The organism is Streptomyces sp. NBC_01571, assembly GCF_026339875.1.
GTDB lineage: Bacteria > Actinomycetota > Actinomycetes > Streptomycetales > Streptomycetaceae > Streptomyces.
This window is the reverse complement of the sequence record NZ_JAPEPZ010000001.1, coordinates 6,682,596-6,708,567: the sequence shown is the minus strand read 5'-3', so window position 1 is coordinate 6,708,567 and position 25,972 is coordinate 6,682,596. Positions and strand designations below refer to the sequence as shown.

Annotated in this window: 23 protein-coding genes, 2 tRNA genes and 1 pseudogene; 10 read left to right on the top strand and 16 right to left on the bottom strand. The window is 71.4% G+C overall.

Annotated elements, in window-relative coordinates; genetic code table 11:
* Positions 1-85: 85 nt before the first annotated feature.
* Complete coding sequence (locus OHB41_RS30350; RefSeq protein ID WP_266701279.1) at positions 86-2,164, top strand: putative Ig domain-containing protein; 2,079 nt, start codon at positions 86-88, stop codon at positions 2,162-2,164.
* Between the two features lie 101 nt (positions 2,165-2,265).
* Positions 2,266-2,724: a hypothetical protein gene (locus tag OHB41_RS30345; protein WP_266701278.1), complete on the top strand. Its 459-nt coding sequence runs from the start codon at positions 2,266-2,268 to the stop codon at positions 2,722-2,724.
* Here OHB41_RS30345 and OHB41_RS30340 read toward each other — a convergent pair.
* Positions 2,699-2,848, bottom strand: a complete 150-nt coding sequence (locus tag OHB41_RS30340) for a hypothetical protein (RefSeq protein ID WP_266701277.1) — start codon at positions 2,846-2,848, stop codon at positions 2,699-2,701. The genes OHB41_RS30345 and OHB41_RS30340 overlap by 26 nt on opposite strands.
* A 94-nt stretch (positions 2,849-2,942) precedes the next feature.
* On the opposite strand from OHB41_RS30340, the gene OHB41_RS30335 reads away from it, so the two are divergent.
* Entirely contained in the window at positions 2,943-3,905 is a 963-nt protein-coding gene (locus tag OHB41_RS30335; RefSeq protein WP_266701276.1) for a GlxA family transcriptional regulator, read from the top strand.
* A gap of 36 nt (positions 3,906-3,941) precedes the next feature.
* Here the strand turns inward: OHB41_RS30335 and OHB41_RS30330 are convergent, their stop codons facing one another.
* The 10 genes and pseudogenes from OHB41_RS30330 to OHB41_RS30285 all read right to left on the bottom strand — a co-directional run bounded on the left by OHB41_RS30330 (position 3,942) and on the right by OHB41_RS30285 (position 14,374).
* Complete coding sequence (locus tag OHB41_RS30330; protein WP_266701275.1) at positions 3,942-5,312, bottom strand: bifunctional albaflavenone monooxygenase/terpene synthase; 1,371 nt, start codon at positions 5,310-5,312, stop codon at positions 3,942-3,944.
* Complete coding sequence (cyc1, locus tag OHB41_RS30325) at positions 5,309-6,394, bottom strand: epi-isozizaene synthase (RefSeq protein ID WP_266701274.1); 1,086 nt, start codon at positions 6,392-6,394, stop codon at positions 5,309-5,311. The genes OHB41_RS30330 and cyc1 overlap by 4 nt, the downstream gene beginning before the upstream one ends.
* A 328-nt stretch (positions 6,395-6,722) precedes the next feature.
* Complete coding sequence (gene def / locus OHB41_RS30320; protein WP_266701273.1) at positions 6,723-7,373, bottom strand: peptide deformylase; 651 nt, start codon at positions 7,371-7,373, stop codon at positions 6,723-6,725.
* A 101-nt stretch (positions 7,374-7,474) separates the two neighbouring features.
* Positions 7,475-8,455, bottom strand: coding sequence for a tetratricopeptide repeat protein (locus OHB41_RS30315; protein ID WP_148010382.1), 981 nt, complete (start codon positions 8,453-8,455; stop codon positions 7,475-7,477).
* 153 nt (positions 8,456-8,608) lie between these two features.
* Complete coding sequence (locus OHB41_RS30310; RefSeq protein ID WP_266701272.1) at positions 8,609-10,030, bottom strand: HD domain-containing protein; 1,422 nt, start codon at positions 10,028-10,030, stop codon at positions 8,609-8,611.
* Positions 10,027-11,397 (bottom strand): HD-GYP domain-containing protein, encoded by a 1,371-nt coding sequence (locus OHB41_RS30305; RefSeq protein WP_266701271.1) that lies wholly within the window; start codon positions 11,395-11,397, stop codon positions 10,027-10,029. The genes OHB41_RS30310 and OHB41_RS30305 overlap by 4 nt, the downstream gene beginning before the upstream one ends.
* A gap of 213 nt (positions 11,398-11,610) precedes the next feature.
* Positions 11,611-11,913, bottom strand: a complete 303-nt coding sequence (rsrA, locus tag OHB41_RS30300) for a mycothiol system anti-sigma-R factor (RefSeq protein ID WP_148010381.1) — start codon at positions 11,911-11,913, stop codon at positions 11,611-11,613.
* The gene (sigR, locus tag OHB41_RS30295; protein ID WP_153288710.1) at positions 11,910-12,593 is read right to left on the bottom strand and encodes an RNA polymerase sigma factor SigR; all 684 of its coding nucleotides are present in this window, start codon (positions 12,591-12,593) and stop codon (positions 11,910-11,912) included. The genes rsrA and sigR overlap by 4 nt, the downstream gene beginning before the upstream one ends.
* 296 nt (positions 12,594-12,889) lie before the next feature.
* Positions 12,890-13,528, bottom strand: coding sequence for an alpha/beta hydrolase family protein (locus tag OHB41_RS30290; protein WP_266701270.1), 639 nt, complete (start codon positions 13,526-13,528; stop codon positions 12,890-12,892).
* A gap of 31 nt (positions 13,529-13,559) precedes the next feature.
* Positions 13,560-14,374 (bottom strand): annotated as a pseudogene (locus tag OHB41_RS30285) (SOS response-associated peptidase).
* A gap of 50 nt (positions 14,375-14,424) precedes the next feature.
* Here OHB41_RS30285 and OHB41_RS30280 point away from each other — a divergent pair.
* From OHB41_RS30280 to OHB41_RS30265, 4 genes are all read left to right on the top strand, one after another.
* Entirely contained in the window at positions 14,425-15,147 is a 723-nt protein-coding gene (locus OHB41_RS30280) for a M50 family metallopeptidase (RefSeq protein WP_266701269.1), read from the top strand.
* Between the two features lie 259 nt (positions 15,148-15,406).
* Positions 15,407-16,765, top strand: a complete 1,359-nt coding sequence (aroA, locus tag OHB41_RS30275) for a 3-phosphoshikimate 1-carboxyvinyltransferase (RefSeq protein WP_266701268.1) — start codon at positions 15,407-15,409, stop codon at positions 16,763-16,765.
* Between the two features lie 16 nt (positions 16,766-16,781).
* Positions 16,782-17,792 (top strand): ribosome small subunit-dependent GTPase A, encoded by a 1,011-nt coding sequence (gene rsgA / locus OHB41_RS30270; RefSeq protein ID WP_266701267.1) that lies wholly within the window; start codon positions 16,782-16,784, stop codon positions 17,790-17,792.
* A 180-nt stretch (positions 17,793-17,972) separates the two neighbouring features.
* The gene (locus tag OHB41_RS30265) at positions 17,973-18,296 is read left to right on the top strand and encodes a DMT family transporter (RefSeq protein ID WP_266701266.1); all 324 of its coding nucleotides are present in this window, start codon (positions 17,973-17,975) and stop codon (positions 18,294-18,296) included.
* A gap of 106 nt (positions 18,297-18,402) precedes the next feature.
* Here the strand turns inward: OHB41_RS30265 and OHB41_RS30260 are convergent, their stop codons facing one another.
* Positions 18,403-19,011: a TetR/AcrR family transcriptional regulator gene (locus OHB41_RS30260; RefSeq protein WP_266701265.1), complete on the bottom strand. Its 609-nt coding sequence runs from the start codon at positions 19,009-19,011 to the stop codon at positions 18,403-18,405.
* A gap of 297 nt (positions 19,012-19,308) precedes the next feature.
* Here OHB41_RS30260 and hisN point away from each other — a divergent pair, with 297 nt between their 5' ends.
* A complete protein-coding gene (gene hisN / locus OHB41_RS30255) occupies positions 19,309-20,109 on the top strand; it encodes a histidinol-phosphatase (protein ID WP_266701264.1) in 801 nt (266 codons plus the stop codon).
* A gap of 182 nt (positions 20,110-20,291) precedes the next feature.
* Positions 20,292-20,684: a CBS domain-containing protein gene (locus OHB41_RS30250; protein WP_266701263.1), complete on the top strand. Its 393-nt coding sequence runs from the start codon at positions 20,292-20,294 to the stop codon at positions 20,682-20,684.
* Positions 20,685-20,776: 92 nt separating this feature from the next.
* Here OHB41_RS30250 and OHB41_RS30245 read toward each other — a convergent pair whose 3' ends face one another.
* Positions 20,777-22,249, bottom strand: a complete 1,473-nt coding sequence (locus OHB41_RS30245) for a catalase (protein ID WP_266701262.1) — start codon at positions 22,247-22,249, stop codon at positions 20,777-20,779.
* Positions 22,250-22,374: 125 nt separating this feature from the next.
* On the opposite strand from OHB41_RS30245, the gene OHB41_RS30240 reads away from it, so the two are divergent.
* Positions 22,375-22,794, top strand: coding sequence for a Fur family transcriptional regulator (locus OHB41_RS30240; protein WP_266701261.1), 420 nt, complete (start codon positions 22,375-22,377; stop codon positions 22,792-22,794).
* 123 nt (positions 22,795-22,917) lie between these two features.
* On the opposite strand, the gene OHB41_RS30235 is transcribed toward OHB41_RS30240, so the two are convergent.
* The 3 genes from OHB41_RS30235 to OHB41_RS30225 form a co-directional block, all read right to left on the bottom strand.
* A tRNA-Met gene (locus tag OHB41_RS30235) sits at positions 22,918-22,991 on the bottom strand.
* A gap of 749 nt (positions 22,992-23,740) precedes the next feature.
* Complete coding sequence (locus tag OHB41_RS30230) at positions 23,741-25,573, bottom strand: tetratricopeptide repeat protein (RefSeq protein WP_266701260.1); 1,833 nt, start codon at positions 25,571-25,573, stop codon at positions 23,741-23,743.
* Positions 25,574-25,867: 294 nt separating this feature from the next.
* Positions 25,868-25,941 (bottom strand) — tRNA-Met (locus tag OHB41_RS30225).
* Between the last annotated feature and the right edge of the window lie 31 nt (positions 25,942-25,972).

Sequence of the window (25,972 nt, the reverse complement as noted above, 5' to 3'; positions counted from 1 at the left end):
ACCCCACTCCCGGCTGTGGAACCGCGTAACGGCCCCACCCGGGCCCGCGCGGCACCGGCCTCAAACCGATGGAGGCAGCACTCCCATGAGTGAGACACGCTCCAGCAGGCCCGCCCGGCGGTTGCGAAGACTCCTGACCGCCGCCGCCCCCGCACTCGCCCTCACCGTCGCCGGTCTCATGGCGGCCCCGGCCGCCGGCGCCCAGACCGCGCCGGCCACCGGACACACCTCTCGCGTGACCCAGAACGCGAAGGCCCTGACCGCTCCGGCCGCCCAGGCCGTCCACGCGACGGGCAGGGCGGGCCAGAAGGTGCCGACCACCCATCTGTGCGGCGCTCCGACGCCCGGTCACGCGGCCTGCTTCGCCCAGCGCCGCACCGACATCAAGCAGAGGCTGGCCGCCGCGGTCTCCCCCGACGCCGCCGCCGCGGTGTCCGGCCTCAGCCCGGCCAACCTGCACAGCGCCTACAACCTGCCCTCGACCGGCGGTTCGGGCCTGACGGTCGCCGTGGTCGACGCCTACAACGACCCCAACGCCGAATCGGACCTCGCCACCTACCGCTCGCAGTTCGGCCTGTCGGCCTGCACCAAGGCCAACGGCTGCTTCAAGCAGGTCAGCCAGACCGGCTCGACCACCTCGCTGCCGACGAACGACAGCGGCTGGGCGGGCGAGGAAGCGCTCGACATCGACATGGTCAGCGCCGTCTGCCCGAACTGCAACATCATCCTCGTGGAGGCCACTTCGCCCACCGACGCCAACCTCGGCACCGCCGAGAACGAGGCCGTCGCGCTGGGCGCGAAGTTCGTGTCCAACAGCTGGGGCGGCGGCGAGTCGTCCTCCCAGACCAGCGAGGACACCTCGTACTTCAAGCACCCGGGCGTCGCCATCACCGTCTCCTCCGGTGACGAGGCCTACGGCGCCGAGTACCCGGCCACGTCCCAGTACGTGACCGCCGTCGGCGGCACCGCGCTGTCCACGTCCTCCGGCTCCCGCGGCTGGACCGAGTCCGTGTGGAAGACCAGCAGCACCGAGGGCACCGGCTCCGGCTGCTCCGCGTACGACGCCAAGCCGAGCTGGCAGACCGACACCGGCTGCTCGCGACGCATGGAGTCCGACGTCTCCGCGGTCGCCGACCCCGCCACCGGCGTGGCCGTGTACGACACCTACGGCGGCTCCGGCTGGGCGGTCTACGGCGGCACCAGCGCCTCGGCGCCGATCATCGCCGGTGTCTACGCACTGGCCGGCACCCCCGGCTCCGCCGACTACCCGGCGAAGTACCCCTACTCCCACACGTCGAGCCTCTACGACGTGACCAGCGGCAACAACGGCTCCTGCTCGCCGTCGTACTTCTGCACCGCGACCGCCGGCTACGACGGACCGACCGGCTGGGGCACCCCCAACGGCACGGCCGCCTTCACCTCGGGCACCGGCACGGGCAACACGGTGACCGTCACCAACCCGGGCAACCGGTCCACCGCGACGGGCAGTTCGGTGAGCCTGCAGATCGCGGCCAGTGACAGCGCGGGCGCGGCCCTCACGTACAGCGCGACCGGGCTGCCGACGGGGCTGTCCATCAACGCCTCGACCGGACTGATCTCCGGCACGGCGAGCACCGCGGGCACCTACGCGGTCACCGTCACGGCGAAGGACAGCACGGGCGCCTCCGGCTCGGCCTCGTTCACCTGGACCGTGAGCACCTCCGGCGGCGGCTGCACCTCGGCGCAGTTGCTCGGCAACCCGGGCTTCGAGTCGGGCAGCGCCTCGTGGACCGCGTCGAGCGGCGTCATCACGAACGACACCGGCGAGGCGGCGCACGCCGGCTCGTACAAGGCCTGGCTCGACGGCTACGGCTCCACCCACACCGACACGCTCTCCCAGTCGGTGACGATCCCCGCCGGCTGCAAGGCCGGCCTCACCTTCTACCTGCACATCGACACCGCGGAGACCACCACCAGCAGCGCCTACGACAAGCTGACGGTCACCGCCGGATCGACCACCCTGGCCACGTACTCCAACCTCGACAAGGCCACCGGGTACGCCCAGAAGACCTTCGACCTGTCCTCGTTCGCCGGCTCCACCGTCACCCTGAAGTTCAGCGGTGCGGAGGACTCCTCGCTCCAGACCAGCTTTGTCCTCGACGACACCGCCGTCACGACCAGCTGAGCACCGCGGGACCCGGGCCGTAGTCGCGGCCGGGGTCCCGCCCCTCCGGTGGGGATCCTGATACGCGGGTGACACGTCCAAGCGACAAGGAGGTCACCCCCATGCGCCCTACGCACACTCACCCGGTCCTCGCCCTCGCCGCCCTGACGCTGCTGCTCGCGGGCTGCGGCACACAGGGCGGAGGCGACGCGGGAGGCAGCGGCACCGTGTCGCCGTCCCCCACGAAGCACTCCCAGGGCTGTGGCACGGCGCCCGCGGAGCTCGGCACCGCCGACGCCGGCCGCACGTACTGCCTCGCGACGGGCGGGGAGCTCCGCCTCTCCCTGGACGGCACCGCCGCCCGGCCCTGGACGCCCGTCAAGGCCGACGGCAACGGTCTGGAGGCCACCAACAGCGGGATCGTCCTCCAGCCGGGCGACGCCTCCGCCGCCTTCCGGGCGGTCTCGGCGGGGACCGTACGCCTCACCTCGTCCCGCCCGCTGTGCGCCACCGAGCCGCACCGGATGTCGTGCAAGGGCCTCCAGGAGTGGACGGTCACCGTGCGAGTGACGAAGCCCTGATCTGACGGTCCACGCGCCGCTCGTGCGCGAGCCCGATCAGCGACGGCAGCGCCACCACGGCGAGGGCCGCGAGGACGGCGAGGACGGGGAGCATTCCGACGAGGTTGTCCATGAATGAGTTCATGAACAGTACTGTCGCGCCGATCGCTCCTTACCGTCAGTGGCAGCACTGCCGTGCACCCTCGAATTCCTGCCAACCCTGAGGCACACTGGACGGCATGCTGAGGAACGTGGCCGCCGTGCTGCTCGACGGAGTGCATCCCTTCGAACTCGGCGTGGTCTGCGAGGTGTTCGGCATCGACCGCAGCGACGACGGGCTGCCCGTGTACGACTTCGCGGTCGCCTCCGCCGAGGGCCCGACATTGAGCACGCACGCGGGGTTCTCGCTCCACACGGAGCACGGTCTCGAGCGGCTGGAGACGGCCGACCTGATCGCCCTGCCGGCCGGGAACGCCTACGCATCCCGCTCCTACCCGCCCGAACTGCTCGCCGCGCTGCGCCGCGCGGTCGACCGCGGCGCCCGGGTGCTCAGCGTCTGCTCCGGCGTCTTCGTGCTCGGCGCGGCCGGGCTGCTGGACGGGCGGCGCTGCGCCGTGCACTGGCACCACGCGGACGAGCTCGCCCGGCAGTACCCGCGCACGACCGTCGAGCCGGACGTGCTGTACGTGGACGCTGACCCGGTGATCACCTCGGCCGGCACCGCCGCGGGCATCGACGCCTGCCTCCACATCGTCCGCAAGGAGCAGGGCCCGGAGGTCGCCAACGCCATCGCCCGGCGCATGGTGGTGCCCCCGCACCGGGACGGCGGCCAGGCCCAGTACATCGAACGCCCGCTGCCCCGCTCCACCTGCGACACGGTCGGCGAGGTGCTGGTGTGGATGGAGCGCCACCTCGACGAGGAGGTGACCGTCGAACAGCTCGCGGCCCGCGCCCACATGTCCCCGCGCACCTTCGCGCGCCGCTTCCAGCAGGAGACCGGCACCACGCCCTACCGCTGGATCCTGCGCCAGCGGGTGCTGCTGGCGCAGGAGTTGCTGGAGGCGACGGACGAGACGATGGACTCGATCGCGGGCCGCACCGGGTTCGGCACCGCGGCCGCGCTGCGCCACCAGTTCGTCCGGAGTCTGGGGACGACCCCGCATGCGTACCGGCGCACGTTCAGGGTCCCGGGGGCCGCCTGACCGTGCACCGGTACGGACGCGGGCCGTCACGCACGGTCAGCGCGGCACGGTCCGCAGCAGCAGCCGGTGCGGCCGCAGCGTGATGCCGACGCGCGTCGTGTCGTTCGACTCCGACACCCTCTCCAGGCGCCAACGGGACGCCACCGTCGCCGTGATCAGGCTGAGCTGCGCCATCGAGAAGTGGTCACTCGGGCACTTCCGGTTGCCCACACTGAAGGGGCTCATGGCGTACTTCGGCACGTCCTTGGCGCGTTCCGGAAGCCAGCGGTCGGGGTCGAAATCCAGATGACCGTCGTACGACCGCGGATCACGCTGGATCGCGTACGGGCTGTAGACGATGTCGGCACCGGCCGGAATCCGATAGCCGCCGAGCTCCGTTTCGGTCACCGCACGCCGCGTCAGAATCCATACCGCGGGGCGCAGCCGCATCGCTTCGACGACGACATTGTTCGTGTGCGACAGCTTCCGGACGTCGTCGAATGCGACGGGCCGGTCCCCGGCGACGGATTTGACCTCCTCGGCGACCCGGTCGGCGTGTTCCGGGTGTTCCACGAGGACTTGCAGCAGCCACATGATCGTGGATGCGACGGTTTCGCTGCCGGGGGTGAGTATCGCTACGACCTGGTCGTGGATCTCCTGTTCCCCTATCGGCTCACCGTCCTCGTTCTTCGCTTCCAGCAAGGCCGTCAGCAAATCGTCCGGCTTTTGACCAGATGCGCGGCGTTCGGCGACGATCTCGTCGACCAGGACATGCAGATCGGCCAATGCGCGGTCGAATTTGCGGTTGGCCGGAAGCGGCAGCCTATAGAGCGGGCCCGCCGGGATGACCATGCGCCGGTACATGCCGCGGAAGACGGTGGCGAGCGCGACGCTGAGGCGCTCGGCGCGCTCGTCCATGTACTCCCCGCGCAGCAGGCAGCGCGCCGCGATACGCACGGCCACCCGGAACGACTCGGAGGTGCAGTCGACGACCTGCCCCGACCCCATGCGCTCCGCGAGGGCCCGTGCCTCCTCCTCCATGACCGGCCCGTACTCGGGGATGATGTCGAGCCGGAACGCGGGCTGTATGGTCCGCCGCTGACGGCGGTGCCGGGGGCCGTTGGCGGTGGCGACGCCCTCCTTGCCGAGCAGCCCTTCCAGCGACTCCCAGAGCGGTCCGTCGATCTTGAAGTCGGGGCTCAGCGCCATCGCCCCGGTGAGGGCCGGCGACGTGAGCGCGTACACCGTCTTGGGGCCCAGCCTGAGCCGGACGACCTCGCCGTGCTCCCGGAGCCGGGCGAAGAGGCCCAGCGGGTCGCGGACCAGCTGCCAGCCGTGGCCGAGGACGGGGACACCGCCTCCGGCGAGGGGCGGGGCGGGCAGCTCCGGCGCCTCGGGGTGCGCGGGCCTTACGGACTCGACGGTCATGACTCACCTGCCGCTTCGTTGTTGACGTACGGGGGTGTGGATCGGTCGTCCCAGCTGTCGACGGTGTACCGGCCCGACTCGTGGTGGAACCAGTACACGGAGCTGAACCAGTTCCGCATATTGCCGAGGCAGGACTTCACGGCGCCGCTCAGTTCCTTTCCTCGCACGGAGCCGTCCGCGAGCGTGTCGGCGAACTCGTCGAGCTCCTCCTCCGCTTCGAGGAATTCGGTGACGCATTCCTCGACTCGCTGCCGCATGTCCTTGACGGCACTCTCGAGAGTCAGCCCCTCGTGATGAATGAGACTGATTCCGAGATTATGCACCTCGTCGCCCGCTATTTCCTTGGGGAGCGAACAGAGATCGTTGTACCAGGCGGCGAATTCCTGACTCAGCAGGGCCGGCCGCCGATATACAGAACTGTTCCGCACAACGGCGGGTAGTTCACAACCCGCGCTCGCCTCCAAGAGATCGGTCCAGATCCAGTGGGCGAAGGTGAGCCGCCGGAGTTCGAGATATTCCTCGACGGTGGGAATGGTTCCGGAGGTACGGTTCCGGAATTCCCGGTCGTATGCCTCGATCACCGCGTGGAAGTGCCGCGCGAAGCGCGCGTTCCACTTGTCGCCCAGAAACGAGTACAGCCGCACCACGCTGTCCGCGAACCCCGCGACCAGGGGATCCGGGTGATGCAGGTGGTCCTGGGGGGAGTCGAGCGCCTCATGGAGCTGGAACCTGAGCCTCCGCCAGGCCGCCGGCCTCCCGTGGACGACGTCCCGGTCGTGCCGGTCGTCCCAGACGAAGAACCACGCACTGTAGTCCGCTATCGCCTGCATGACCTCGTCGGCCGCGCCAATGTAGTAGCCCGCCATCAAGTCCGTATAGCAAAGGCCGTCGGCATATTCCTGGACCTTGTCGGCAGGCATGAGCCGTTTTTCCCGGAGCCACGAACGTGTGTTCTCCTGGAGCCTGGGCCAATACGGATGCAGTTGACGGGGAAACTCGGCCTCGATCACCGGGAGTGAGAGCGCCGGTGGAACCGCGACCACGGTCGGTGTCGATGAAGTGCCGTGTGAGAAAGCATGCACGAACAAACCCCTCTCAGCCGCCAGTTGGCGCTACGCCCCTCTCGTCGTGCCGGGCGTGCGCCGTTGCGTATCCCCGCACTTCCCATTCAGCACCACAACCGACTGTCCTGGGAATGGATTTGCTCCACTCACTACCTGAGAGTGCCGAGAACACCCCCTTGCATGACTGAATATGGATCATTAGCGGACGTAGGCGATCGAACGTGCGACGCACATACGAACGGCGCCTGGTCAGGGAAGTCTCTGACCAGGCGCCGTTCGCACGGAACCCACGGAAGATCGCGGGCCCCGTCTGTCGTTTTCTGTCTCAGCCGTTCACGGCCGCAGCTCAGTCGTTCGCGACGATCGGGTAGCGGGGCTCGTTCTCGGACATCTGCCGCAGCGCGTCCTTGCGTTCACGCTTGGAGAGCCGGTCGATGTAGAGGTAGCCGTACAGGTGGTCGGTCTCGTGCTGGAGGCAGCGGGCGAAGTAGCCCGTGCCCCGCACCCTGACCGGATTGCCCTTCTCGTCCTGCCCGGTGACCTCGGCGTAGTCCGGGCGGGCCAGCGGCGCGTAGGCGGTCGGCACGGAGAGGCAGCCCTCGTTGCTCTCGTCCAACTGGCGCCGGTCGGCGGGCAGGTCGACGAGGACGGGGTTGCAGACGACACCGACGTGCCGCGTGCCCTCGTCGTCCTGGCAGTCGTACACGAAGACCTTCAGGTCGACGCCGATCTGGTTGGCGGCCAGGCCCACGCCCTCGGCGGTGCGCTGGCTGGCGAACATGTCGGCGATCAGGCGGCCGAGCTCGTCGTCGAACTCCGTGACGTCCTGGCACTCCTTGTGGAGCACCGGGTTGCCGACGACCGTGATCGGCCGCGAGGTGCCGGGCTCGCGGTAGGCGGCCTCACGCTCCTCGCAGTCCTCGGTGTCGATGACGAAGCCCTCGTCGTCCACGGGGAGCACGCCCGCGTGCTGCTGTTCGGTGTCCTGCTGCGCCATGACCGACGTACGCCTTCCTGGAATCCATGAGAGTTCTGCGGCATACAGCCTACGGGGCCGCGCGCGCCCCTCGGCAGGCGTCCGCGCCCGGCGGCACCCGGTTAACAGACCTCTTCGAGGTCCCGCCAGTCCCGGGAGTCGGGGCTGTCGGCGACCCAGCCGTCCAGCAGTCCGCGCACCAGCGAGGCCGGTGCCGCGAGCCCGCACTCCCGCTCGGGCACCCACAGCTGCCCGTCGGTGCGGTGGCCGAGGGGACCCGGGTGACCCGGCTCGCTGTGGTCGTGCGGGTCGAGGTGCTCGCCGTCGCCCTCGTCGGACGGCATCCGGGACTCGGAGCACATCCGGCACAGCAGCCGTACGGAGGACGACCAGTCCTCGGCGGCGAAGCCGGCGTCGGCCGCGAGCTGCTCCAGGGCGTCCCGGTCCTCCTCGGTGGCCGCCTCCAGCAGTACGACCCAGGTGGGCACCGGGGACGGGGCCCACAACTCGATCTCGTCGAAGACGGGGTAGGCGTGCCCGGCGGCGGTGGTCCGCTCGCCGTGCGGTACCCCGTCGTGCAGGACGACCTCGCCCCAGCGCCGCCCGGAGGACGGAAGCGGAATGGACAGCACCTCGATCCGGGCCGGATCGAGCCTGCGGCCCCACACGACCTCGGCCTCGCCCTCGGGTGACAGCCGTACGGCCGCGCTGCCCAGGTCCATGCCCGCGGGCTCGCCGGAGACGGCGGCTCCGCCGGGCACCCGCAGCCCGTACGCCTGCCAGGCACGGCGGGCCAGCGGCCAGTCCTGCAGGGCGGTGGCGGCGATGCCGACGTTCCACCAGTCGGGGGCGCCCGCCTCCCGGTCCAGGAGCGCGACGGCCCGCAGACCGGCCGCCCTGGCCTGTTCCCAGTCGTGCCGGAACTTGTGCAGCAGGGCCAGGTTGAACCAGGACTCGGACAGCCACGGCTCCAGGTCCGCGGCGCGTGTCAGCAGCGCGCCCGCGTCCTCGTACCGGCCGTCACCGATCAGCGTGAACGCACGGTCGGTGGCCTGCCGCCATGAGGCGGAGGGCCGGTGTCGTCCCTTGCCGAAGATCCTCACGATTCCCGCCTGCCAGTTCCTTGCGATTCCCGCCTGCCGGTCGCTCGAAGAGTCCCTTGAAGACAGTGCGGCCACGGGCTGGCCCGTGCCCCCGAACACCCTCTTCCTCGCATCCAACCACGTACCGTCGGACGGGCGCTCATTACCCATGGGTTACCCAGCCTGGCGCAGGGTAAGGCTGCCCCGCAACAGGACCCTGGCCAGCGACTCCACGACTTCGGGCTGATGGTCGTGGGCCGTGGCCAGCCGCAGCTTCTCCAGGGCGGTCAGGGGCCCTCCCGGCCCTGCTTCCCTGGCCAGCTCCTCGTAAGCGTTCACCGTCCGTACGATCCGCGCGCTGACCGGCTGCTCCCGGTAGGGATCGGCCTGCCGCTCCACCACCACCGCGACCTCGGCGTCCACCCCGGTCTGCCGTACGACCGCGCCGCCGAGGAGGGCGATGCGGCGCTGCTCCTCGGCGGAGAGCGCGGAGGTGGCGCCGGCCGGGACCGGATCGACGAGGCTGAGCTGTCCGATGTCGTGCATCAGGGCCGCGTACTCCAGAACGGTCAGGTCGGGCTCGGAGAGTCCCAGCTCACGCCCGACGGCGCGGCTGAGCGCCGCGACTCTGCGGGCGTGCCCCGCGGGGGTGTAGCCGGCGATCTCGGTCGCCCGCGCGAGGGAGGCGATGGTCTGCCGGTAGGTGACCCGCACGGCGGCGTACCGCCGGAAGGACAGCTGTGTCAGGAGCAGCGGCAGCGAGAACACGGGCAGTGCCCACAGCCCCACGACCGCCACGGCGAGCGACATCACGGCCCCGGTCGCGCAGACCGCGGACCCGATGCCGAGGGTGGCCCGCAGCTCGTCCCGCAGCAGCGGTCCGAAGGGCCAGCGGGTCCGGGCGTGCGCCACCGCGGCCGTGAGCACCGCGTCGCACAGCGCGGTCAGCACCAGCAGCGCGACCAGCAGCAGGGCGTACGAGGGGCCGGCCCATCCCATCAACCTCCCCCGGTTGTACAGAGGTTGGAAACAGACGGCGGCGAAGGCGACGGTCAGGACGCGCCGGGTGAGGTGGTCGAGCGTCGGCCCGCCGCCGCGGGCGACGTGCGGGACGCAGCCCAGCAGCGCGGCGGCGCTCACGACGGCCACGACCTGGAGCGCGCCGTGCTGACTGGGGTGCCCCGCCTGCTCGCCCAGCAGCGCGTAGGACAGCGCGCCCGCGGCCCCGAGAGGAGCGGACTCCCGGTCCCCGGTGCCCCTCCAGCGGGTGAGTTCCCCCACGGCGACGAGAACGCCGAAGGCGAGGGCCGTCCCGCGTTCGTCGATACCGCTCCAGAGGGTGACGGCCAGGGCGACGACGCCGAGCAGGGCGGCACCGGTACGCGCGAGTGTGCCGAAGATGTCGTGGTGCGGGCCGGTGAGGGGGTGATCCGCGTCGGCCTGGGACCGGGCGGACCCGGCGTACTCCTCGTACCCCGCGTACTCCTCGGAACCCGCGTACCCCTCGCGGTACCCCGCGTATCCCTCGCGCTCCGCGTATCCCTGGCGCTCCTGGCGCCGGCGCGGGGCGGCGGCGCTCCCCTCCGCCGGGTTCATGGGCCCCTCCGGCCCGCGCTGTCGGCGGGACGGCTGTCCGTCGGACGGGGGACGGGGGACGTCGTCCGGTCGTCGCCCGCGGTCACCGCGGGGTGCCAGCCGTGCCGGTCCAGGGCCCGTACCAGGGCGCGCACCATCCCGGGGTCGAACTGGACCCCGGCGCAGCGCTCCAGCTCCGCCAGCGCCGCGGGCACCGGCCGGGCCCTGCGGTAGGACCGGGTCGACGTCATCGCGTCGAAGGCGTCGGCCACGGCCACCACCCGGGCGAACTCCGGGATCTGCCCTCCGACCAGTCCGTACGGGTACCCGCTCCCGTCGAGCCGCTCGTGGTGGTGCAGGATCGCCGAGCGGGCCTCCCCGAGGAAGCCGATCCCGCGCACCATCTCGTGGCCGTACTCGGGATGCAGTTCGATGATCCGCCGTTCGTCCGGCGTGAGCGGGCCGTCCTTGCGCAACAGCCGGGTGGGCACCCCGAGTTTGCCCACGTCGTGCAGGATCCCGGCGAACCGCAGCCCCTCGACCCGCTCGTCGTCCATGCCGAGTTCGCGCGCGATCATCATGGAGGCCTGTCCGACCCGCTCGCTGTGTCCGCGGGTGTACTCGTCCTTGATGTCGACGGCCTGCACCAGAGCCCGGATGGTGGCCTGGTGGGCGGCCCGCTCCCGGTGGTACTGGGCGAACACCCAGCACGAGACGTACATCGGCAGCAGCACGAGCAGCGCGGCGACCGGCCCGTACGGGCTGCGCCACAGGACCGCCATCATCAGTCCGGCGAGTCCGTGCACGGCGACGGAGGCGAGGGAGCGGGAGAAGAGACCGCGCCAGGCGCCGCGCACCGGAACCCGTTCGGCCAGGGCCAGGATCCCGCCGTCGAGGACGGTCAGCACCAGACAGAAAGTGAGCACCGCGGCCCCGGCGGGGACGAGCGTGTACGGGAAGCGGGGTGCGACGACCGCGTCCCCGCCGTCCAGCGCCCAGTGCACCCGGGAGGCCGCCCAGACGGCGACGGCGAGCTGGGCCGCGCGCCAGGTCCGGCGGAGTCCGCGCGGGCGCTGCTCCACCCGGGCGAGCAGCGCGCCCGGCAGCGCGACGAGCGCGGCGGCGGCCGGCGGCAGCAGAAAGGCGCCGGCGAGCAGCACGGGGAGGAAGGCGCCCAGGCCCTGCGGCGCGCGTCGCTCGGCGGCACGGGCGGCGGGTCCTCTGGGGCCGTGCGGCAGGGTGATCCGCTCGCATCCCGCGTACAGCGCGGCGAGCAGGGCGACGATCCACCAGGAGGTGGGAACGGCGGGAAGGGGGGCGAGGCAGGCGAGGGCGGCGAGGACGACACAGGCCACGTACACCCGGGCCCCTGCCGGAATCGTCCCCATCTCCGCGTCCCCTCCCCCGCTCAGGTTCCGGAGCCTAGGGGCGCGGCGTGGGGGCGGGGGCGGCAACGGCCGAATCCGCGGGCTCGAAGCCCGCGGATTCGCACGTTCGGGTGATAACCGGACGATTTCCCCGGGTCGGACACCCGGGGTCTGGACACCCAGGGGCACCGCCGCTGGAGGTTCAGGATCCCCGAGGTTCAGGATCCCGGAGGTTCAGGATTCCTGCGGTGTCGCGCTGACGTCGTGCTCCGGCACCGTCTGTCCGGAGCGGATCAGGTCGATCCGGCCCATCACCTTCGCCCGCAGGTCGGTCGGCACGTCGTCCTGCCCGCAGCACCGCTTGACCAGCTTCTTCACGGCCTGCTCCAGGCCGTACTTCTCGAGACACGGAGAGCACTCCTCGAAGTGCACCTCGAACTTGGTGCAGTCCGCGTCCGGCATCTCATGGTCGAGGAACTCGTAAAGATGATCGAGTACCTCACTGCAATCCGTCTCGTGCGGCTCTCCGCAGCTCATGAGCCCGAGCCTTTCGCTTCGTTCGACTCTCCGGCGCCGGCCGGGACCAGGCCACGGTCACGGGCGTAGTCCTCGAGCATGCCGCGCAGTTGACGACGGCCCCGGTGCAGCCGGGACATCACCGTGCCGATGGGTGTCCCCATGATGTCCGCGATCTCCTTGTACGCAAAGCCCTCGACGTCCGCGAGATAGACGGCGATGCGGAATTCCTCGGGAATCGCCTGCAGCGCTTCCTTGACGTCCGAGTCGGGCAGGTGGTCGAGCGCCTGCGACTCGGCCGACCGCAGACCGGTCGACATGTGCGACTCGGCACGCGCGAGCTGCCAGTCCTCGATCTCCTCGGCCGCGCTGCGCTGGGGTTCACGCTGCTTCTTGCGGTACGAGTTGATGAAGGTGTTGGTGAGGATGCGGTAGAGCCAAGCCTTCAGGTTGGTGCCTTCACGGAACTGGTGGAAGGACGCGTACGCCTTCGCGTACGTCTCCTGCACCAGGTCCTCGGCGTCGGCCGGGTTCCGCGTCATGCGCAGGGCGGCCGAGTACATCTGGTCGAGGAATTCGAGCGCGTCCCGCTCGAAGCGCGCGGTGCGCTCGGCGGTCGATTCCGCACCCGTGCCCTGGCCCTCGGGCTGCTCCGCCTGGCCGTGTTCGGTCCCTGCGTCGGTCCCAGTGACCGGACCCACCTCCTCCAGCGATGTGGTGGAACCGAAACCGGTCCCACTCGAATCGGAGGATAGACGAACATCCACACCCGCCGCCGCCCGAACGGGGGCGGCCTTCGACGCGTGCAGCACCGTCCAGTCCAGCTCAGCGCTGCTGCGGCTCGGGCAGATGGTCGAACCCATGCGGCGGACTTCCTCTCGTTCGAACGGTTCAGCACGGTCCGTGCTTCCTGCTCGGCACAACAGCCGACCGCCGCGCGACATTCCCAGTGTTCTCGTGAGTGACGCGCTCCACCCCCACGCCGGTGACGGCCCGCCTACGGCAGTGCCGCGCTCCATCGCACGACGCCGTCGGTGACTATCCTCACGGCCTCATCCTGGTCGAGCGGCGCCCGTCGGGGTACCGCGAAGCCATGATCGCCGTACGGCACCTCGACCAGTTCGTACGAGCCCTCCGGGAACTCCTCCGGCTTCCCGAAGGGGTCATTGCCGCCCTGGACGACGAGGGTGGGCACCCCGGAGCCGAGGAGTTCCCCGGCGCGGGACTTCTCGGGCCGGCCCGGCGGATGCAGCGGGAAGCTGAGCGCGAGGACGGCGGCGGCGCCGAGTTCCGTCGCCGTGCGGCAGGCGACGCGGGCTCCGGCGCTGCGCCCGCCCGCGATCACGGGGAGCCCGGACTTCGCGACCGCGGGCCACAGGCCCCGCCATCCCGCGTCCAGCGTCTTCGGCGCGGGCGCCAGTTTCTTCCCGGCCACCCGCCAGGGCTGCTCGACGAGCGCGACGCTCACCCCGTGGGCGGGCAGCACCCGCGCCAGCGCCCGCAGGTCCCGGGCCTCGGTGCCGCCGCCCGCTCCGTGGCTCACGGCGAGCACGAGCCGTGCCCGCTGCGCGCGATGCCAGGTGAGGCGGGCGGTTCCGGCATCCGTCTCGACGACCTGTGTCACATCGTCCGTCATGTCAGAGCCCGTCACGTCAGAGTCCGTCACGTCAGAACAGTGTGCCCTCTTCGGGCCCCTCCAGCTCCTTCAGCAGCTCCGGGCCGTTGTTGCGGACGCTGCTGACCGCGGTGGAGACGGGGTAGGCGCGCATCAGCCCCGTGGGCGGCGGGGCGAGCGCGCGCGCAGTTCGTCGACGTCGGTACGGGCCGGGTCGAGCCAGGCGTCCCAGCGGTCCTGGGTGAGCATCAGGGGCATCCGGGGGTGGATGTCGGCCAGGGTCCGCGGGCCCTCGGCCGGGCCTTCCGCGAGCGGGTCCGTCTCGGCCTCGGTGGTGATGACGGAGCAGGTCGCCCACCAGGCCAACGGGTGCTCATCGGGGAGCGTCCGGTCCCGCCAGAACTCGTACAGCCCGGCCATCGCGAAGACCGAGCCGTCGGCGGGGAGCACGAAGTACGGCTGTTTGCGCGGCCGCTTCTTCCTGCCCTCGACCTCCAGGCCGCGTTCGGCGGCCCCGGTGACCCACTCGTAGTAGCCGTCGGCGGGCACGATGCAGCGCCGGGTCGCGAAGGCACGGCGGTACGAGGGCTTCTCGTGCACGGTCTCCGCCCGCGCGTTGATCATCCGGGCGCCGCCCTCGGGTGTCTTGGCCCAGGACGGGACGAGTCCCCACTTGAGTCTGCGCAGCTGGCGAACCGGCCTCGGGCTGGCGGCGTCCTTCAGAGGGCGGTCCAGGACGGCGTAGACCTCCTTCGTCGGGGCCACGTTGTAGTCGGGAGCCAGGGCCTCCTCCGGCTCCCACTTCTCGACCTCGAAGACTCCTGCGAGATCCTCGGGCCCACGACTCGCTGCATACCGTCCGCACATACGTGCCACACTGCCAGATTCCGCGACACCTGAGGGAGCCACCGCAGACAATGGACAGCACCGCATCCACCTCGCTGGCCTCGCTCTGGGACCAGGTCTCCGGCACCCAGCCGGACCCCGACCTGTGGGTGGTGATAGCCACCCTGGTGGCGGCCCTCGCCGTGATCGTCCCGCCCGGCGTCTGGCGCGTCTCCCGCAACACCATCACCATCGCGCACGAGGGCGGCCACGGGCTGGTCGCCCTGCTCACCGGGCGGAGCCTCAGCGGGATCAGGCTGCACTCCGACACCAGCGGCCTCACCGTCAGCCGCGGCAAGCCCACCGGCCTCGGCATGATCCTCACCGCCGCCGCGGGCTACACCGCCCCTCCGCTGCTCGGTCTCGGCGGCGCCGCGCTGCTCGGCGCGGGCCGCATCACGCTGCTGCTGTGGCTGGCCACGGCTCTGCTGGTGGCCATGCTGGTGATGATCCGCAACGCGTACGGCATGCTCACCGTGGTCCTCACCGGCGGTCTGTTCGTGATGGTGTCCTGGCTCGCCGGGCCCCAGGTGCAGGCGGCGTTCGCGTACGCCGTGGTGTGGTTCCTGCTGCTCGGCGGTGTCCGGCCGGCTTTCGAGCTCCAGGCCAAGCGCCGCCGCGGCGGCGCCCGCGACTCGGACGCCGACCAGCTCTCCCGCCTCACCCACGTACCGGCCGGCGTATGGCTCTTCCTCTTCCACGCGGTGTCCCTGTGCTCCCTCCTCGGCGGCGCCCACTGGCTCCTCCCACTCTGACCCCGGCCCCGAAGGGAACGCGGGGGGGCGCCCGCCGGTCCCCCCGCGCCCACCCACGCCCCGAAGGCAACACGGGAAGCACGCAGCCGACCCAGGCACCCACGCCCCGAAAGGGGCGCGGGGAACTGCGCGCCCAGCCCCCACCCACCCGCACCCGACGCTCCCCCTCCCCTCCCCCCACCCAGCGGAGCGTTTTCGTTCAGGTTCCGCCACTTTTGATCAAGATCTCCGCCCATCCCCAGCCACTAAAGTGGGGCCCATGACCGCGAACCCCGCCCACACCGCCCTCTGGCCCGCCCCGCACGCGAGCGGAGCCGTCGACGCGACGGTCCACGTGCCCGGGTCGAAGTCGGTCACCAACCGCGCTCTCGTCCTCGCCGCACTCGCCTCCGAGCCGGGCTGGCTGCGCCGCCCGCTGCGCTCCCGCGACACACTGCTGATGGCGGGCGCGCTGCGCGCGATGGGGGTCGGTGTCGAGGAGACGGTGGCGTCCAGTTCCACGGTCGCGGCCGGCCCGGACGCCTCCGGCGAGGCCTGGCGGGTCATCCCCTCGGGCCTGCGGGGCCCGGCCACGGTGGACGTCGGCAACGCCGGCACCGTGATGCGCTTCCTGCCCCCGGTGGCCGCGCTCGCCGACGGCCCCATCCGTTTCGACGGCGACCCGCGGTCCTACGAGCGCCCGCTGAACGGAGTGATCGACGCGCTGCGCCTGCTCGGCGCCCGCATCGACGACGAGGGCCGCGGCGCGCTGCCGCTGACGGTGCACGGCGGGGGCGCCCTGGACGGCGGCCCGGTGGAGATCGACGCGTCCTCCTCGTCGCAGTTCGTCTCGGCCCTGCTGCTCTCCGGCCCCCGTTTCAACCAGGGTGTCGAAGTCCGTCACATCGGCTCGACGCTCCCCTCCATGCCGCACATCCGGATGACGGTCGACATGCTGCGCGCGGTCGGCGCCCAGGTGGACACCCCGGAGTCCGGCGGCGAGCCCAACGTCTGGCGGGTCACCCCGGGCGCGCTGCTCGGCCGGGACCTGATCATCGAGCCGGATCTGTCGAACGCGCAGCCGTTCCTCGCGGCGGCCCTGGTGACGGGCGGCACGGTCGTCGTACCCGACTGGCCTGCTCGCACCACCCAGCCCGGTGACCGACTGCGGGAGATCTTCACCGAAATGGGTGGATCCTGCGAACTGACCGACAGGGGACTGGAGTTCACCGGTTCGGGTGCGATCCACGGTATCGATGTGGACCTCGGCGAGGTCGGCGAGCTGACCCCGGGCATCGCGGCCGTCGCCGCGCTCGCGGACTCCCCCTCCACCCTGCGCGGGGTGTCCCACCTGCGGCTGCACGAGACGGACCGGCTGGCCGCGCTCACCAAGGAGATCAACGAACTCGGCGGTGACGTCACCGAGACCGCCGACGGGCTGCACATCCGCCCGCGCAGGCTGCACGGCGGCGTCTTCCACACGTACGACGACCACCGCATGGCCACCGCCGGCGCGATCATCGGGCTGGCCGTGGAGGGCGTGCAGATCGAGAACGTGGCGACCACGGCGAAGACGCTGCCGGACTTCCCCGACCTGTGGACCGGAATGCTCGGGACCCCCGGAACGCTCGGGAACTGACGGGCGGACCTGGATCATGCGCCGTTACGGCAAGAACACCGACGAGGACGACATCCGCCAGCGGCCGAACCGCAAGGGCAACCGGCCGCGTACGAACATCCGCCCCAAGCACGAGGACGCCGCGGAGGGCATGGTCCTCACCGTCGACCGGGGGCGCCTGACCTGCCTCGTCGAGGACCGTACGGTCATGGCGATGAAGGCCCGCGAACTGGGCCGCAAGGCAGCGATCGTCGGCGACCGCGTCGCCCTCGTCGGCGACCTGACCGGCGCGAAGGACACCCTCGCCCGCATCGTCCGGATCGAGCCGCGGACCTCGGTACTGCGCCGCACGGCCGACGACGACGATCCGTACGAGCGCGTGGTGGTCGCCAACGCCGACCAGCTCGCCATCGTCACGGCCCTCGCCGACCCCGAGCCGCGCCCGCGGCTGATCGACCGCTGTCTGGTCGCGGCGTACGACGGCGGCCTGGAGCCGCTGCTGGTGCTGACCAAGTCCGACCTCGCTCCGCCCGACGAACTCCTCGAGATGTACGGGGCGTTGGGCGTGCCCTACGTGGTGACCAGCCGCGAGGAGCTGGAGAGCGGCACGGCGGTGGAGCGGGTGCGCAAGCAACTCGACGGCAAGATCACGGCGTTCGTCGGGCACTCCGGCGTCGGCAAGACGACCCTCGTCAACGCGCTGGTCTCGCTGGAGCGGCGGCGCAGCACCGGCCATGTCAACGCGGTGACGGGGCGCGGCCGGCACACCACGACCTCGGCGCGCGCGATTCCGCTGCCGGGCAGCGAGGGCTGGGTCATCGACACCCCCGGTGTCCGCTCCTTCGGCCTGCACCACGTGGACCCGTCCCGGGTCATCCACGCCTTCCCCGACCTCGAACCCGGCACCGAGGGCTGTCCGCGCGCGTGCAGCCACGACGAACCGGACTGCGCCCTGGACCAGTGGGTGGCCGACGGTCACGCGGACCCGGCCCGGCTCTACTCGCTGCGCCGGCTGCTGGCGACGCGCGAACGCACGGAGGGCGACTGATCCCGGTACGCCCACGCGTGTCCCCCCGCACGGGACGATCGAGGTTCCCTTCGTGACCTCCGCGTTGTTTGCGTCCGCGGCAGCCCGGTAAATGCATAATCGCACCCAGCGCCCTCGGGGACCGCTGGCCTGATCCGAGCCAGACGGAGCAGTCGACGTGCGGACGCGGAAGGACAAGACATGGCGTGGCTGCTGGTCGTTGTGGCAGGAGTGCTCGAAACCGGTTTCGCCGTCTGTCTGAAGCTCTCGCACGGCTTCACCAGACTCTGGCCGACAGTCGCCTTCTGCGTCTTCGCACTGGGCAGCTTCGGCCTGCTGACCCTCTCCCTCAAGAAACTCGACGTCGGCCCGGCGTACGCGGTGTGGACGGGCATCGGCGCGGCGGGCACGGCGATCTACGGAATGATCTTCCTCGGCGACCTGGTGTCGACCCTGAAGATCGTCTCGATCAGCTTCGTCATCATCGGCGTCGTCGGCCTCCAGCTCTCGGGGTCGGCCCACTGAGCCGCCCGCCCACCGGCACCGGGGCAGGGCCCGACCGTGAAGGGCGACGCCCTACCGCGCGGTGGCCCGATCATGAAGGGCGACGCCGAACCGTACGGCGCGACCTTCACCGCCACTGCCGGGGCAACGCGCCCCGCACCAGGTCCGTCACCCCGCCCTCCCCCGGCGGAGCCGCCACGCACGACAGCGCCAACCGCGTCACCAGCTCGCAGGATCCGGCCAGTTCGAGGGCGTCGGCCCGGGTCGCGCCGGGACCGGCGAGCGCCGCGACGGCCCGGTCTCTCACGAGGGCGACGAAGTCGGCCGGCGACGGAAGGGGCCCGTCCGCCCGCCGTTGCGCGGGCACCGCGGACGAGGACGGCACCGCCGAGAGCGTCGGCGAGGGCAGCCGTTCGCTCCAGCAGCCGGTGAGCATGGCCCGTACCAGCGCGTTGCCGCGTGCCGCCGACATGGTCCACTCGGCGGTCGCTACCAGCCGCTCGCGCGCGTCCGCGTGCGCGGCCAGCGCGCGTTCGACGCCGGCGAGATAACCGTCGGCCTCCCGCCGCACGAGCGCCCGTGCGAGGCCTTCCTTGCTGCCGAACTCGTTGTAGAGCGTCTGCCGGGACACTCCGGCCACGGCCGCGACGTCGACCATCCGCACCGTGGACCACGGCCGACGGGCGAGCGCCGTGTGAGCGGCGTCCAGAAGCGATTCCCGCGCTGCAGGCATCATTCGCCTCCCTGGGGCGAGCGGGCGGCACTGCAGCTCAGATTTGACGCGTGCACGGGCACTGTCAAGGGTTCGCGGCGGCGCCGAGGGGCGTACGCGAGGCGTCGCGCGCCGCGACGATCACCCGGCCGTACGGCGGCGTCCGTCACGGCTCCCCGCACGACCGCGCGCCCGCGATCACCCGTGGCGCGACACGGAGAACGCGTGCCGCACCGGCTTCCCCGTGGCGCGCCCCGTCCGACCCCGCTTGTTCCCCGGGCCGTCTGGCTGTGGCCCGAGGGACCCATATACGGTGCAGTCATGCCCGACTACCGCGATGACCTGCGCCTGGCCCATGTCCTGGCGGACGCCGCCGACGCCGCGACGATGGACCGGTTCAAGGCGCTCGACCTGAAGGTCGAGACCAAGCCGGACATGACGCCGGTGAGCGAGGCGGACAAGGCCGCCGAGGAGCTCATCCGCGGTCATCTCCAGCGGGCACGGCCGCGCGACGCGGTCCTCGGCGAGGAATACGGCATCGAGGGCACGGGCCCGCGCCGCTGGGTGATCGACCCGATCGACGGCACCAAGAACTACGTCCGGGGCGTCCCCGTCTGGGCCACGCTGATCTCCCTGATGGAAGCCGTCGAGGGCGGCTACCAGCCGGTCGTCGGCGTCGTCTCCGCGCCCGCGCTCGCCCGCCGCTGGTGGGCGGCGAAGGGCCACGGCGCGTTCACCGGCCGCAGCCTCTCCTCGGCCTCGCGACTGCGCGTCTCCCAGGTCTCCCGGATGGCCGACGCCTCCTTCGCCTACTCCTCGCTGTCCGGCTGGGAGGACCAGGGCCGTCTGGACGGCTTCCTGGACCTGACGAAGGCCGTCTGGCGCACCCGCGGATACGGCGACTTCTGGCCGTACATGATGGTCGCGGAGGGGTCGGTGGACATCTGCGCCGAGCCGGAGCTTTCCCTCTGGGACATGGCGGCGAACGCGATCGTGGTGACCGAGGCGGGCGGCTCCTTCACCGGCCTCGACGGCCGCCCGGGCCCGCACAGCGGCAACGCGGCCGCCTCGAACGGCATCCTCCACGACGAGATGCTCGGATACCTGAACCAGCGCTACTGAAGGGGATTCCTGGGCACCCCGGGGCGACCTGGGGTTTCTGAGTAACCCCCGGGCGCCCCCGATCTCACGGCACGCGCCCCCTTGTTGACCGTCCCTTTAACTGCGACTCTGAGAGTCCCCCCACTTGTGAACTTGTGAATCCGCTCGCAAGCTCGACGGATTCGTAGGAGGTGGCTCCTTCCATGCTCGTCCGCGACGCCATGAGCACGGTGGTCCTCACCATCGGCCCGGCACACACCCTCCGCCAGGCGGCCCGTCTGATGTCCGCGCGCCGCGTCGGCGCCGCCGTCGTCCTCGACGAGGACGCCGGCGGCGTCGGCATCCTCACCGAGCGTGACATCCTCAACTCGCTCGCCCTCGGTCAGGACCCCGACGCCGAGACCGCCGACACCCACACCACCACCGAGGTCGTCTTCGCCGCCCCGGTCTGGACCCTGGAGGAGGCCGCGGCGGCGATGTCGCACGGCGGCTTCCGCCATCTGATCGTGCTCGACGGCAGCGGCCCCGTCGGCATCGTCTCGGTGCGCGACATCATCCGCTGCTGGGCACCGGCCCGGCAGCGCGTACCGGCCTGAGCGGGTCCCGCGCCCATACCGGCGGGCCGGACCCCCTCGTCGTCCGAGGAGTTCCGGCCCGCCGTCGACGACAAGCGATCCAGTGCTGGTGATCAGCCGCGCAGGGCCTGGACGGCGGCCTCCAGCCGCTTGCCGAAGTCACCGTCCGCCTGACGGAAGTTGGCGATCGCGCGCTCGGCGATCTCGTCACGGGAGACCTTGGCGATGAAGCCCGCCAGGTTCTCGATCAGACGCCCCCGCTCGTCCTCGGACATCAGCCGGTAGAGGTCACCTGCCTGTACGAAGTCGGTGTCCCCGGAGTGGACCGGGGCCTCGTGGTTGCCGGTGCCCGCGGTGAAGTCCGCGGTCGGCTGCCACAGCGGGCGGTCCGTCTGGAACGGGCCGCCGAAGCTGTTCGGCTCGTAGTTCCTGGCGCGCCCGTGCCGGCCGTCGTACAGGGAGCCGTCACGGGAGTTGGTACGCGCCTCGGTGGCGCGCGGGCGGTTCACCGGCAGGTGGTCGGCGTTGACGCCGACGCGGTAACGGTGCGCGTCGCCGTAGGCGAACAGGCGTCCCTGGAGCATCTTGTCGGGCGAGGGGCCGATGCCCGGTACGAAGTGCGCGGGCGAGAAGATCGACTGCTCCACCTCGGCGAAGACGTTCTCCGGGTTGCGGTTGAGCTCCAGCCTGCCGATCTCGATCGGCGGGTAGTCCTCGTGCGGCCACACCTTGGTGAGGTCGAACGGGTTGAAGCGGTAGTGCGCCGCCTCGTCCGCCGGCATGACCTGGATCTGTACGGTCCAGGACGGGAAGTCGCCGCGTTCGATGGCCTCGCGCAGGTCGCGCTGGTGGGAGTCGGGGTCGACGCCGGAGAGACGGACGGCCTCCTCGGTGGTCAGGTTCTTGATGCCCTGGTCGGTCTTGAAGTGGTACTTGACCCAGAAGACCTCGCCGGCCGCGTTGTTCCACTGGTACGTGTGCGAGCCGTACCCGTTGAGATGACGGTAGGAGGCGGGGATGCCGCGGTCGCCGAAGAGCCAGGTCACCTGGTGGGTGGACTCGGGGGACAGCCCCCAGAAGTCCCACACGTTGTCGGCCTCCTGCGAACCGCTGTACGGGTCGCGCTTCTGCGTGTGGATGAAGTCGGGGAACTTGATGGCGTCCTTGATGAAGAACACCGGGGTGTTGTTGCCGACGAGGTCGTAGTTGCCCTCTTCGGTGTAGAACTTCAGCGCGAACCCGCGGGGGTCACGGACCGCGTCCGCGGAGCCGAGGTTCCCGGCCACCGTCGAGAACCGCAGAAACGTCTCGGTTGGCTTGCCGACCTCGGAGAGGAACTTCGCGCGCGTCCACCGCGACACGTCGCGGGTGAGCGTGAAGGTGCCGTACGCGGCGGCGCCCCGGGCGTGCACGACGCGCTCCGGGATGCGCTCACGGTTGAAGTGGGCGAGCTTCTCCAGCAGCAGCTGGTCCTGGACGAGCACGGGGCCGCCCACGCCCGCGGTCTCGCTGTTCTGGTTGTCGGCCACCGGCGCACCGGCCTCCGTCGTAAGCGGTCCCTGCGTCACGTGCGCCTCCTGCGTCATTCCTGCCCGGACCTGTTCCCCGGCCACTATCGGGCCGATCCTACAATGGACAATGTCTAAGTCAAATAGGCTTCCAAAGTCACACTCGATCGGGATCTGGTCCCCCTGCTGTTAGGCTGGTCGGCATGAGTGACCTGTTGGAACGACTGCGCGGACGCGGCTGGCGCATGACCGCACAGCGACGTGTCGTGGCCGAGGTGCTCGAGGGTGATCACGTCCACCTGACGGCCGACGAGGTGCACGCGCGGGCCGTCGCCAAGCTGCCGGAGATCTCCCGGGCGACCGTCTACAACACGCTGGGTGAGCTGGTCTCGCTCGGCGAGGTGCTGGAAGTCGCCACGGACAAGCGCGCGAAGCGCTATGACCCGAACGCGCACCGTCCGCATCACCACCTGGTCTGTGCCCGGTGCGGTGCGATCCGCGACGTCCACCCGGGCGGCAATCCGCTGGCGGACCTCCCGGACTCCGAGCGCTTCGGCTTCGCGGTCTCGGACGTCGAGGTGACGTACCGCGGTGTGTGCCCGGACTGCTCGACGGCGGACTGACCTCCGCACCGCACGCACCGCAGCCCCGGCCCCCGAGAGGGCGGCCGGGGCTCTTTCACTGCCGCGCGTCCCCCGGAAAACACTCAGGGCCCGGATCAGAAGATCCGGGCCCTGAGTCTTGAGTAGCGGGGACAGGATTTGAACCTGCGACCTCTGGGTTATGAGCCCAGCGAGCTACCGAGCTGCTCCACCCCGCGTCGTTGAACTGAACGTTACGTCACCTGGGTGGACCAGCGCAAATCGCTTTTCCACCGGCCCCGGAACCGGTACCACCAGCACGAACCGGCACCTTCGAGCGAAGGCCCGGCCGACATCTTCGAGCGCGGGCCGCCTCTCCGGCGGAGCCTGACGTCTTCCGGCACGGGCCGACTCTCCATCGAAGCCGCACCTCCAGCACCGGCAGGCGCCTCTCCACCGGCAGCCGGCGGAACCTGGCAGCACCTTCCAGCGCGGGCCGGAAATCTCCGGCGGAGCCTGACGCCTACCAGCACGGGCTGGGCCTCTCCACCGGAGCCTGACACCTTCCAGCACCGGCAGGCATCTCCAGCGGAACCTGGCACCTTCCAGCCCCAGCGGAGCCCGACACTTCCAGCGCTGGTCGGCATCTCCAGCGCGGGCCGGCATCTCCAGCGCCGGTCGGCATCTCCAGCACGGGCCGGCATCTCCAGCGCCGGTCGGCATCTCCAGCACGGGCCCGCATCTCCAGCGCCGGTCGGCATCTCCAGCACGGGCCCGCATCTCCAGCCCGTCCGGCGCTTGAGGACGAGGCCGTCCAGGCCGATCGGGGGTCTGGGGGCGGAGCCCCCAGGCACGGGCGGCTCTACGGGCGGAGCCCCCAGGCACGGGCGGCTCTACGGGCGGAGCCGCCGGCACAGGCGGGACTTACCCACGAATCCCCAGAACACGGCCGGGTATACCGGCGGAGCCGACCGGCGGAGCCGCCGGTTTACGCCGACAACTCCTCCCGCAACGCGTCCCGCAACCGGGCCGCCCGCTCGGACACCTCCGCCGGCCCCAGTGAAACCGCCCGATCCGCCCACCGCTGCCCCTCGGCCAGCTCCCCCCGCCGCGCGCACACGAGGGCGAGGCGCAACGCCGCCCGCCCGTGCCCCGCGTCCGCCGCCCGGGCCCACCACAGCGCGGCCTCCGGCTCACTCCCCTCCCGGGCGAGCAGCAGCCCGAGATTGAACGCCCCGTTCCGCGACCCGGCCTCCGCGGCCTCGCGGTACCACCGCGCCGCGTCGACCACGTCCCCCCGCGCCGCCGCGAGCATCCCCACCCGCACCTGCGCCCGCCGGTGCCCCTGGGACGCCGCCCGCTCGTACCACTCCTCGCATTCGCTCTTCTCGTGCGCGGGCTCCCCCAGCTCGTGCGCCGGCGCGGGTGGCCGCCGCGCGTCGAGCACCGAGGCCAGCCGGTACGCGGCCTCCGCGCTGCCACCCCCGGCCGCGCGGCGCAGATGCCGCTCCGCGGCACCCTCGTCCCCGTCCCGCAGCCGTGCGATGCCGACCTGGAGCGCCGCCTCCGTGTGCCCGTCGGCGGCGGCACGCTCGTACCACCGCAGCGCCGCGGCGTCGTCGGCTGCGGTGCCCCGCCCGGCGTGCAGGATCCCGAGATTGAACGCGGCGTCGACGCTCCCCGCCTCCGCCGCCTTGGAGAACCACGGTTCGGCGCCGGCCGCGTCGCCGACCTGGAGCAGCAGGACGGCCAGGGCGTTCGCCGCCTCCCGGTGCCCGGCGTACGCGGCCTGCCGGTACCACTGCTCGGCCTGCGCGGTCCGTCCTTGCTCGGCGCAGAGCAGCGCGAGGTTGTAGGCGCCGTTGGTGTCGCCCGCGTCCATCGCGGCCCGGTACCACCGCTCGGCGGTCTGGGTCTCGCCCCGCTCGGCGTGCAGCGCGCCGAGCGCGTTCGCGGCGTTGCCGTCGCCCTCCTGTGCGGCCCGCAGCCACCACACGGCGGCGCTGTCGGTGTCACCGGCGTCCCGCAGCAGGAATCCGAGCGCACAGGCGGCCCGCGCCTCGCCGTCCTTGGCGGACGTCAGGTACCAGCGTCCGGCCTCCTTGAGCTCGCCGCGCTTCTCCAGGATGGCCCCGAGGTGCAGCGCGGCCCGCCGGTGCCCCCGCGCGGCGGCCTGCCGGTACCACTGCTCGGCCTCCTCGCCCGCGGCCCCGATGACGCCCAGCACGCCGCTGACACCGTTGTCGGAGCCCCTTTCGCCCGCGTCCACGGCCTTCCGGTCGAGCGTGCGCGCCAGCCGGTACGCGGCCTCGCGGTGCCCGCGCTCGGCGGCCGCCCGCATCCACTGCTCGGCGCCGACGTCGCCGCGGTGCTCCAGCAGGTCGGCGAGCGCGTACGCCCCGAGGGCGTGGCCCTGCTCGGCGGACTGGCGCAGCCAGTACTCGGCGGCGGGTTCGTCGCCCCGCTCGCGGTGGTAGCGGCCGAGGGCGTGCGCGGCGGCGGCGGAACCGGCGACGGCGGCGATCCGCCACCATCCCGCGGCATCGTCGGTGTATCCGCGCTGGTGCAGGAGGACACCCAGGTTGTTGGCGGCGGCGCGGTCACCCGCGGCGGTGGCGGCACGCAGCTGGGGCTCGGCCGCGTCGAGATCGCCGCGGCGCAGCAGCATCGCTCCGAGGACGCTCATCGCCTCGACGTCGCCGGATTCGGCGGCGAGCCGCTGACGTGCCTCCTCGGCGGCCTCACCCGTTTCGTCCCGGTCCGAAGGCTGCACAAAACGCCCTGTCTCCAACAGAGTTGCCTTGTCCCCCATAACGTCCATCGTCGCACCACCTGCAACCTGGCCACACCCGGTATACCGCAGTCAGTGAGGTCACTTCAGCGTTTTGTCGACATGCCCACAGAGAGACAAGTGAAACACAAAATCCCCAACTCCCCACGGATGGCGCAGCCTTCGCGCGTGTCGCCGACCGACGCCGGTGCGCACCCCGCGTACCGGCGGTACACGTCCCGCCCGCGCACCCCGTGCGGGCGCGGCGACTCCCATGGGGGCGGCGCGTGGAACCGCACATGACGAAGGCCCGGATCCTTGAGGATCCGGGCCTTCGCCTTTCAGTAGCGGGGACAGGATTTGAACCTGCGACCTCTGGGTTATGAGCCCAGCGAGCTACCGAGCTGCTCCACCCCGCGCCGTTGTGTTGCAACCGTACCACGGCGCGGA

What these genes read in the sequence shown, in the direction of transcription:
- aroA (WP_266701268.1), top strand. Translation starts at nt 15,407, where the DNA reads ATGACCGCGAACCCCGCCCACACCGCCCTCTGGCCCGCCCCGCACGCG.
- OHB41_RS30330 (WP_266701275.1), bottom strand. Translation starts at nt 5,312, where the DNA reads ATGACCGTCGAGTCCGTAAGGCCCGCGCACCCCGAGGCGCCGGAGCTG.
- OHB41_RS30340 (WP_266701277.1), bottom strand. Translation starts at nt 2,848, where the DNA reads ATGAACTCATTCATGGACAACCTCGTCGGAATGCTCCCCGTCCTCGCC.
- OHB41_RS30310 (WP_266701272.1), bottom strand. Translation starts at nt 10,030, where the DNA reads ATGAACCCGGCGGAGGGGAGCGCCGCCGCCCCGCGCCGGCGCCAGGAG.
- OHB41_RS30260 (WP_266701265.1), bottom strand. Translation starts at nt 19,011, where the DNA reads ATGATGCCTGCAGCGCGGGAATCGCTTCTGGACGCCGCTCACACGGCG.
- OHB41_RS30335 (WP_266701276.1), top strand. Translation starts at nt 2,943, where the DNA reads ATGCTGAGGAACGTGGCCGCCGTGCTGCTCGACGGAGTGCATCCCTTC.
- OHB41_RS30240 (WP_266701261.1), top strand. Translation starts at nt 22,375, where the DNA reads ATGAGTGACCTGTTGGAACGACTGCGCGGACGCGGCTGGCGCATGACC.
- OHB41_RS30250 (WP_266701263.1), top strand. Translation starts at nt 20,292, where the DNA reads ATGCTCGTCCGCGACGCCATGAGCACGGTGGTCCTCACCATCGGCCCG.
- rsgA (WP_266701267.1), top strand. Translation starts at nt 16,782, where the DNA reads ATGCGCCGTTACGGCAAGAACACCGACGAGGACGACATCCGCCAGCGG.
- OHB41_RS30265 (WP_266701266.1), top strand. Translation starts at nt 17,973, where the DNA reads ATGGCGTGGCTGCTGGTCGTTGTGGCAGGAGTGCTCGAAACCGGTTTC.
- OHB41_RS30230 (WP_266701260.1), bottom strand. Translation starts at nt 25,573, where the DNA reads ATGGACGTTATGGGGGACAAGGCAACTCTGTTGGAGACAGGGCGTTTT.
- OHB41_RS30290 (WP_266701270.1), bottom strand. Translation starts at nt 13,528, where the DNA reads ATGACGGACGATGTGACACAGGTCGTCGAGACGGATGCCGGAACCGCC.
- rsrA (WP_148010381.1), bottom strand. Translation starts at nt 11,913, where the DNA reads ATGAGCTGCGGAGAGCCGCACGAGACGGATTGCAGTGAGGTACTCGAT.
- OHB41_RS30345 (WP_266701278.1), top strand. Translation starts at nt 2,266, where the DNA reads ATGCGCCCTACGCACACTCACCCGGTCCTCGCCCTCGCCGCCCTGACG.
- def (WP_266701273.1), bottom strand. Translation starts at nt 7,373, where the DNA reads ATGGCGCAGCAGGACACCGAACAGCAGCACGCGGGCGTGCTCCCCGTG.
- OHB41_RS30305 (WP_266701271.1), bottom strand. Translation starts at nt 11,397, where the DNA reads ATGGGGACGATTCCGGCAGGGGCCCGGGTGTACGTGGCCTGTGTCGTC.
- OHB41_RS30245 (WP_266701262.1), bottom strand. Translation starts at nt 22,249, where the DNA reads ATGACGCAGGAGGCGCACGTGACGCAGGGACCGCTTACGACGGAGGCC.
- OHB41_RS30280 (WP_266701269.1), top strand. Translation starts at nt 14,425, where the DNA reads ATGGACAGCACCGCATCCACCTCGCTGGCCTCGCTCTGGGACCAGGTC.
- hisN (WP_266701264.1), top strand. Translation starts at nt 19,309, where the DNA reads ATGCCCGACTACCGCGATGACCTGCGCCTGGCCCATGTCCTGGCGGAC.
- OHB41_RS30350 (WP_266701279.1), top strand. Translation starts at nt 86, where the DNA reads ATGAGTGAGACACGCTCCAGCAGGCCCGCCCGGCGGTTGCGAAGACTC.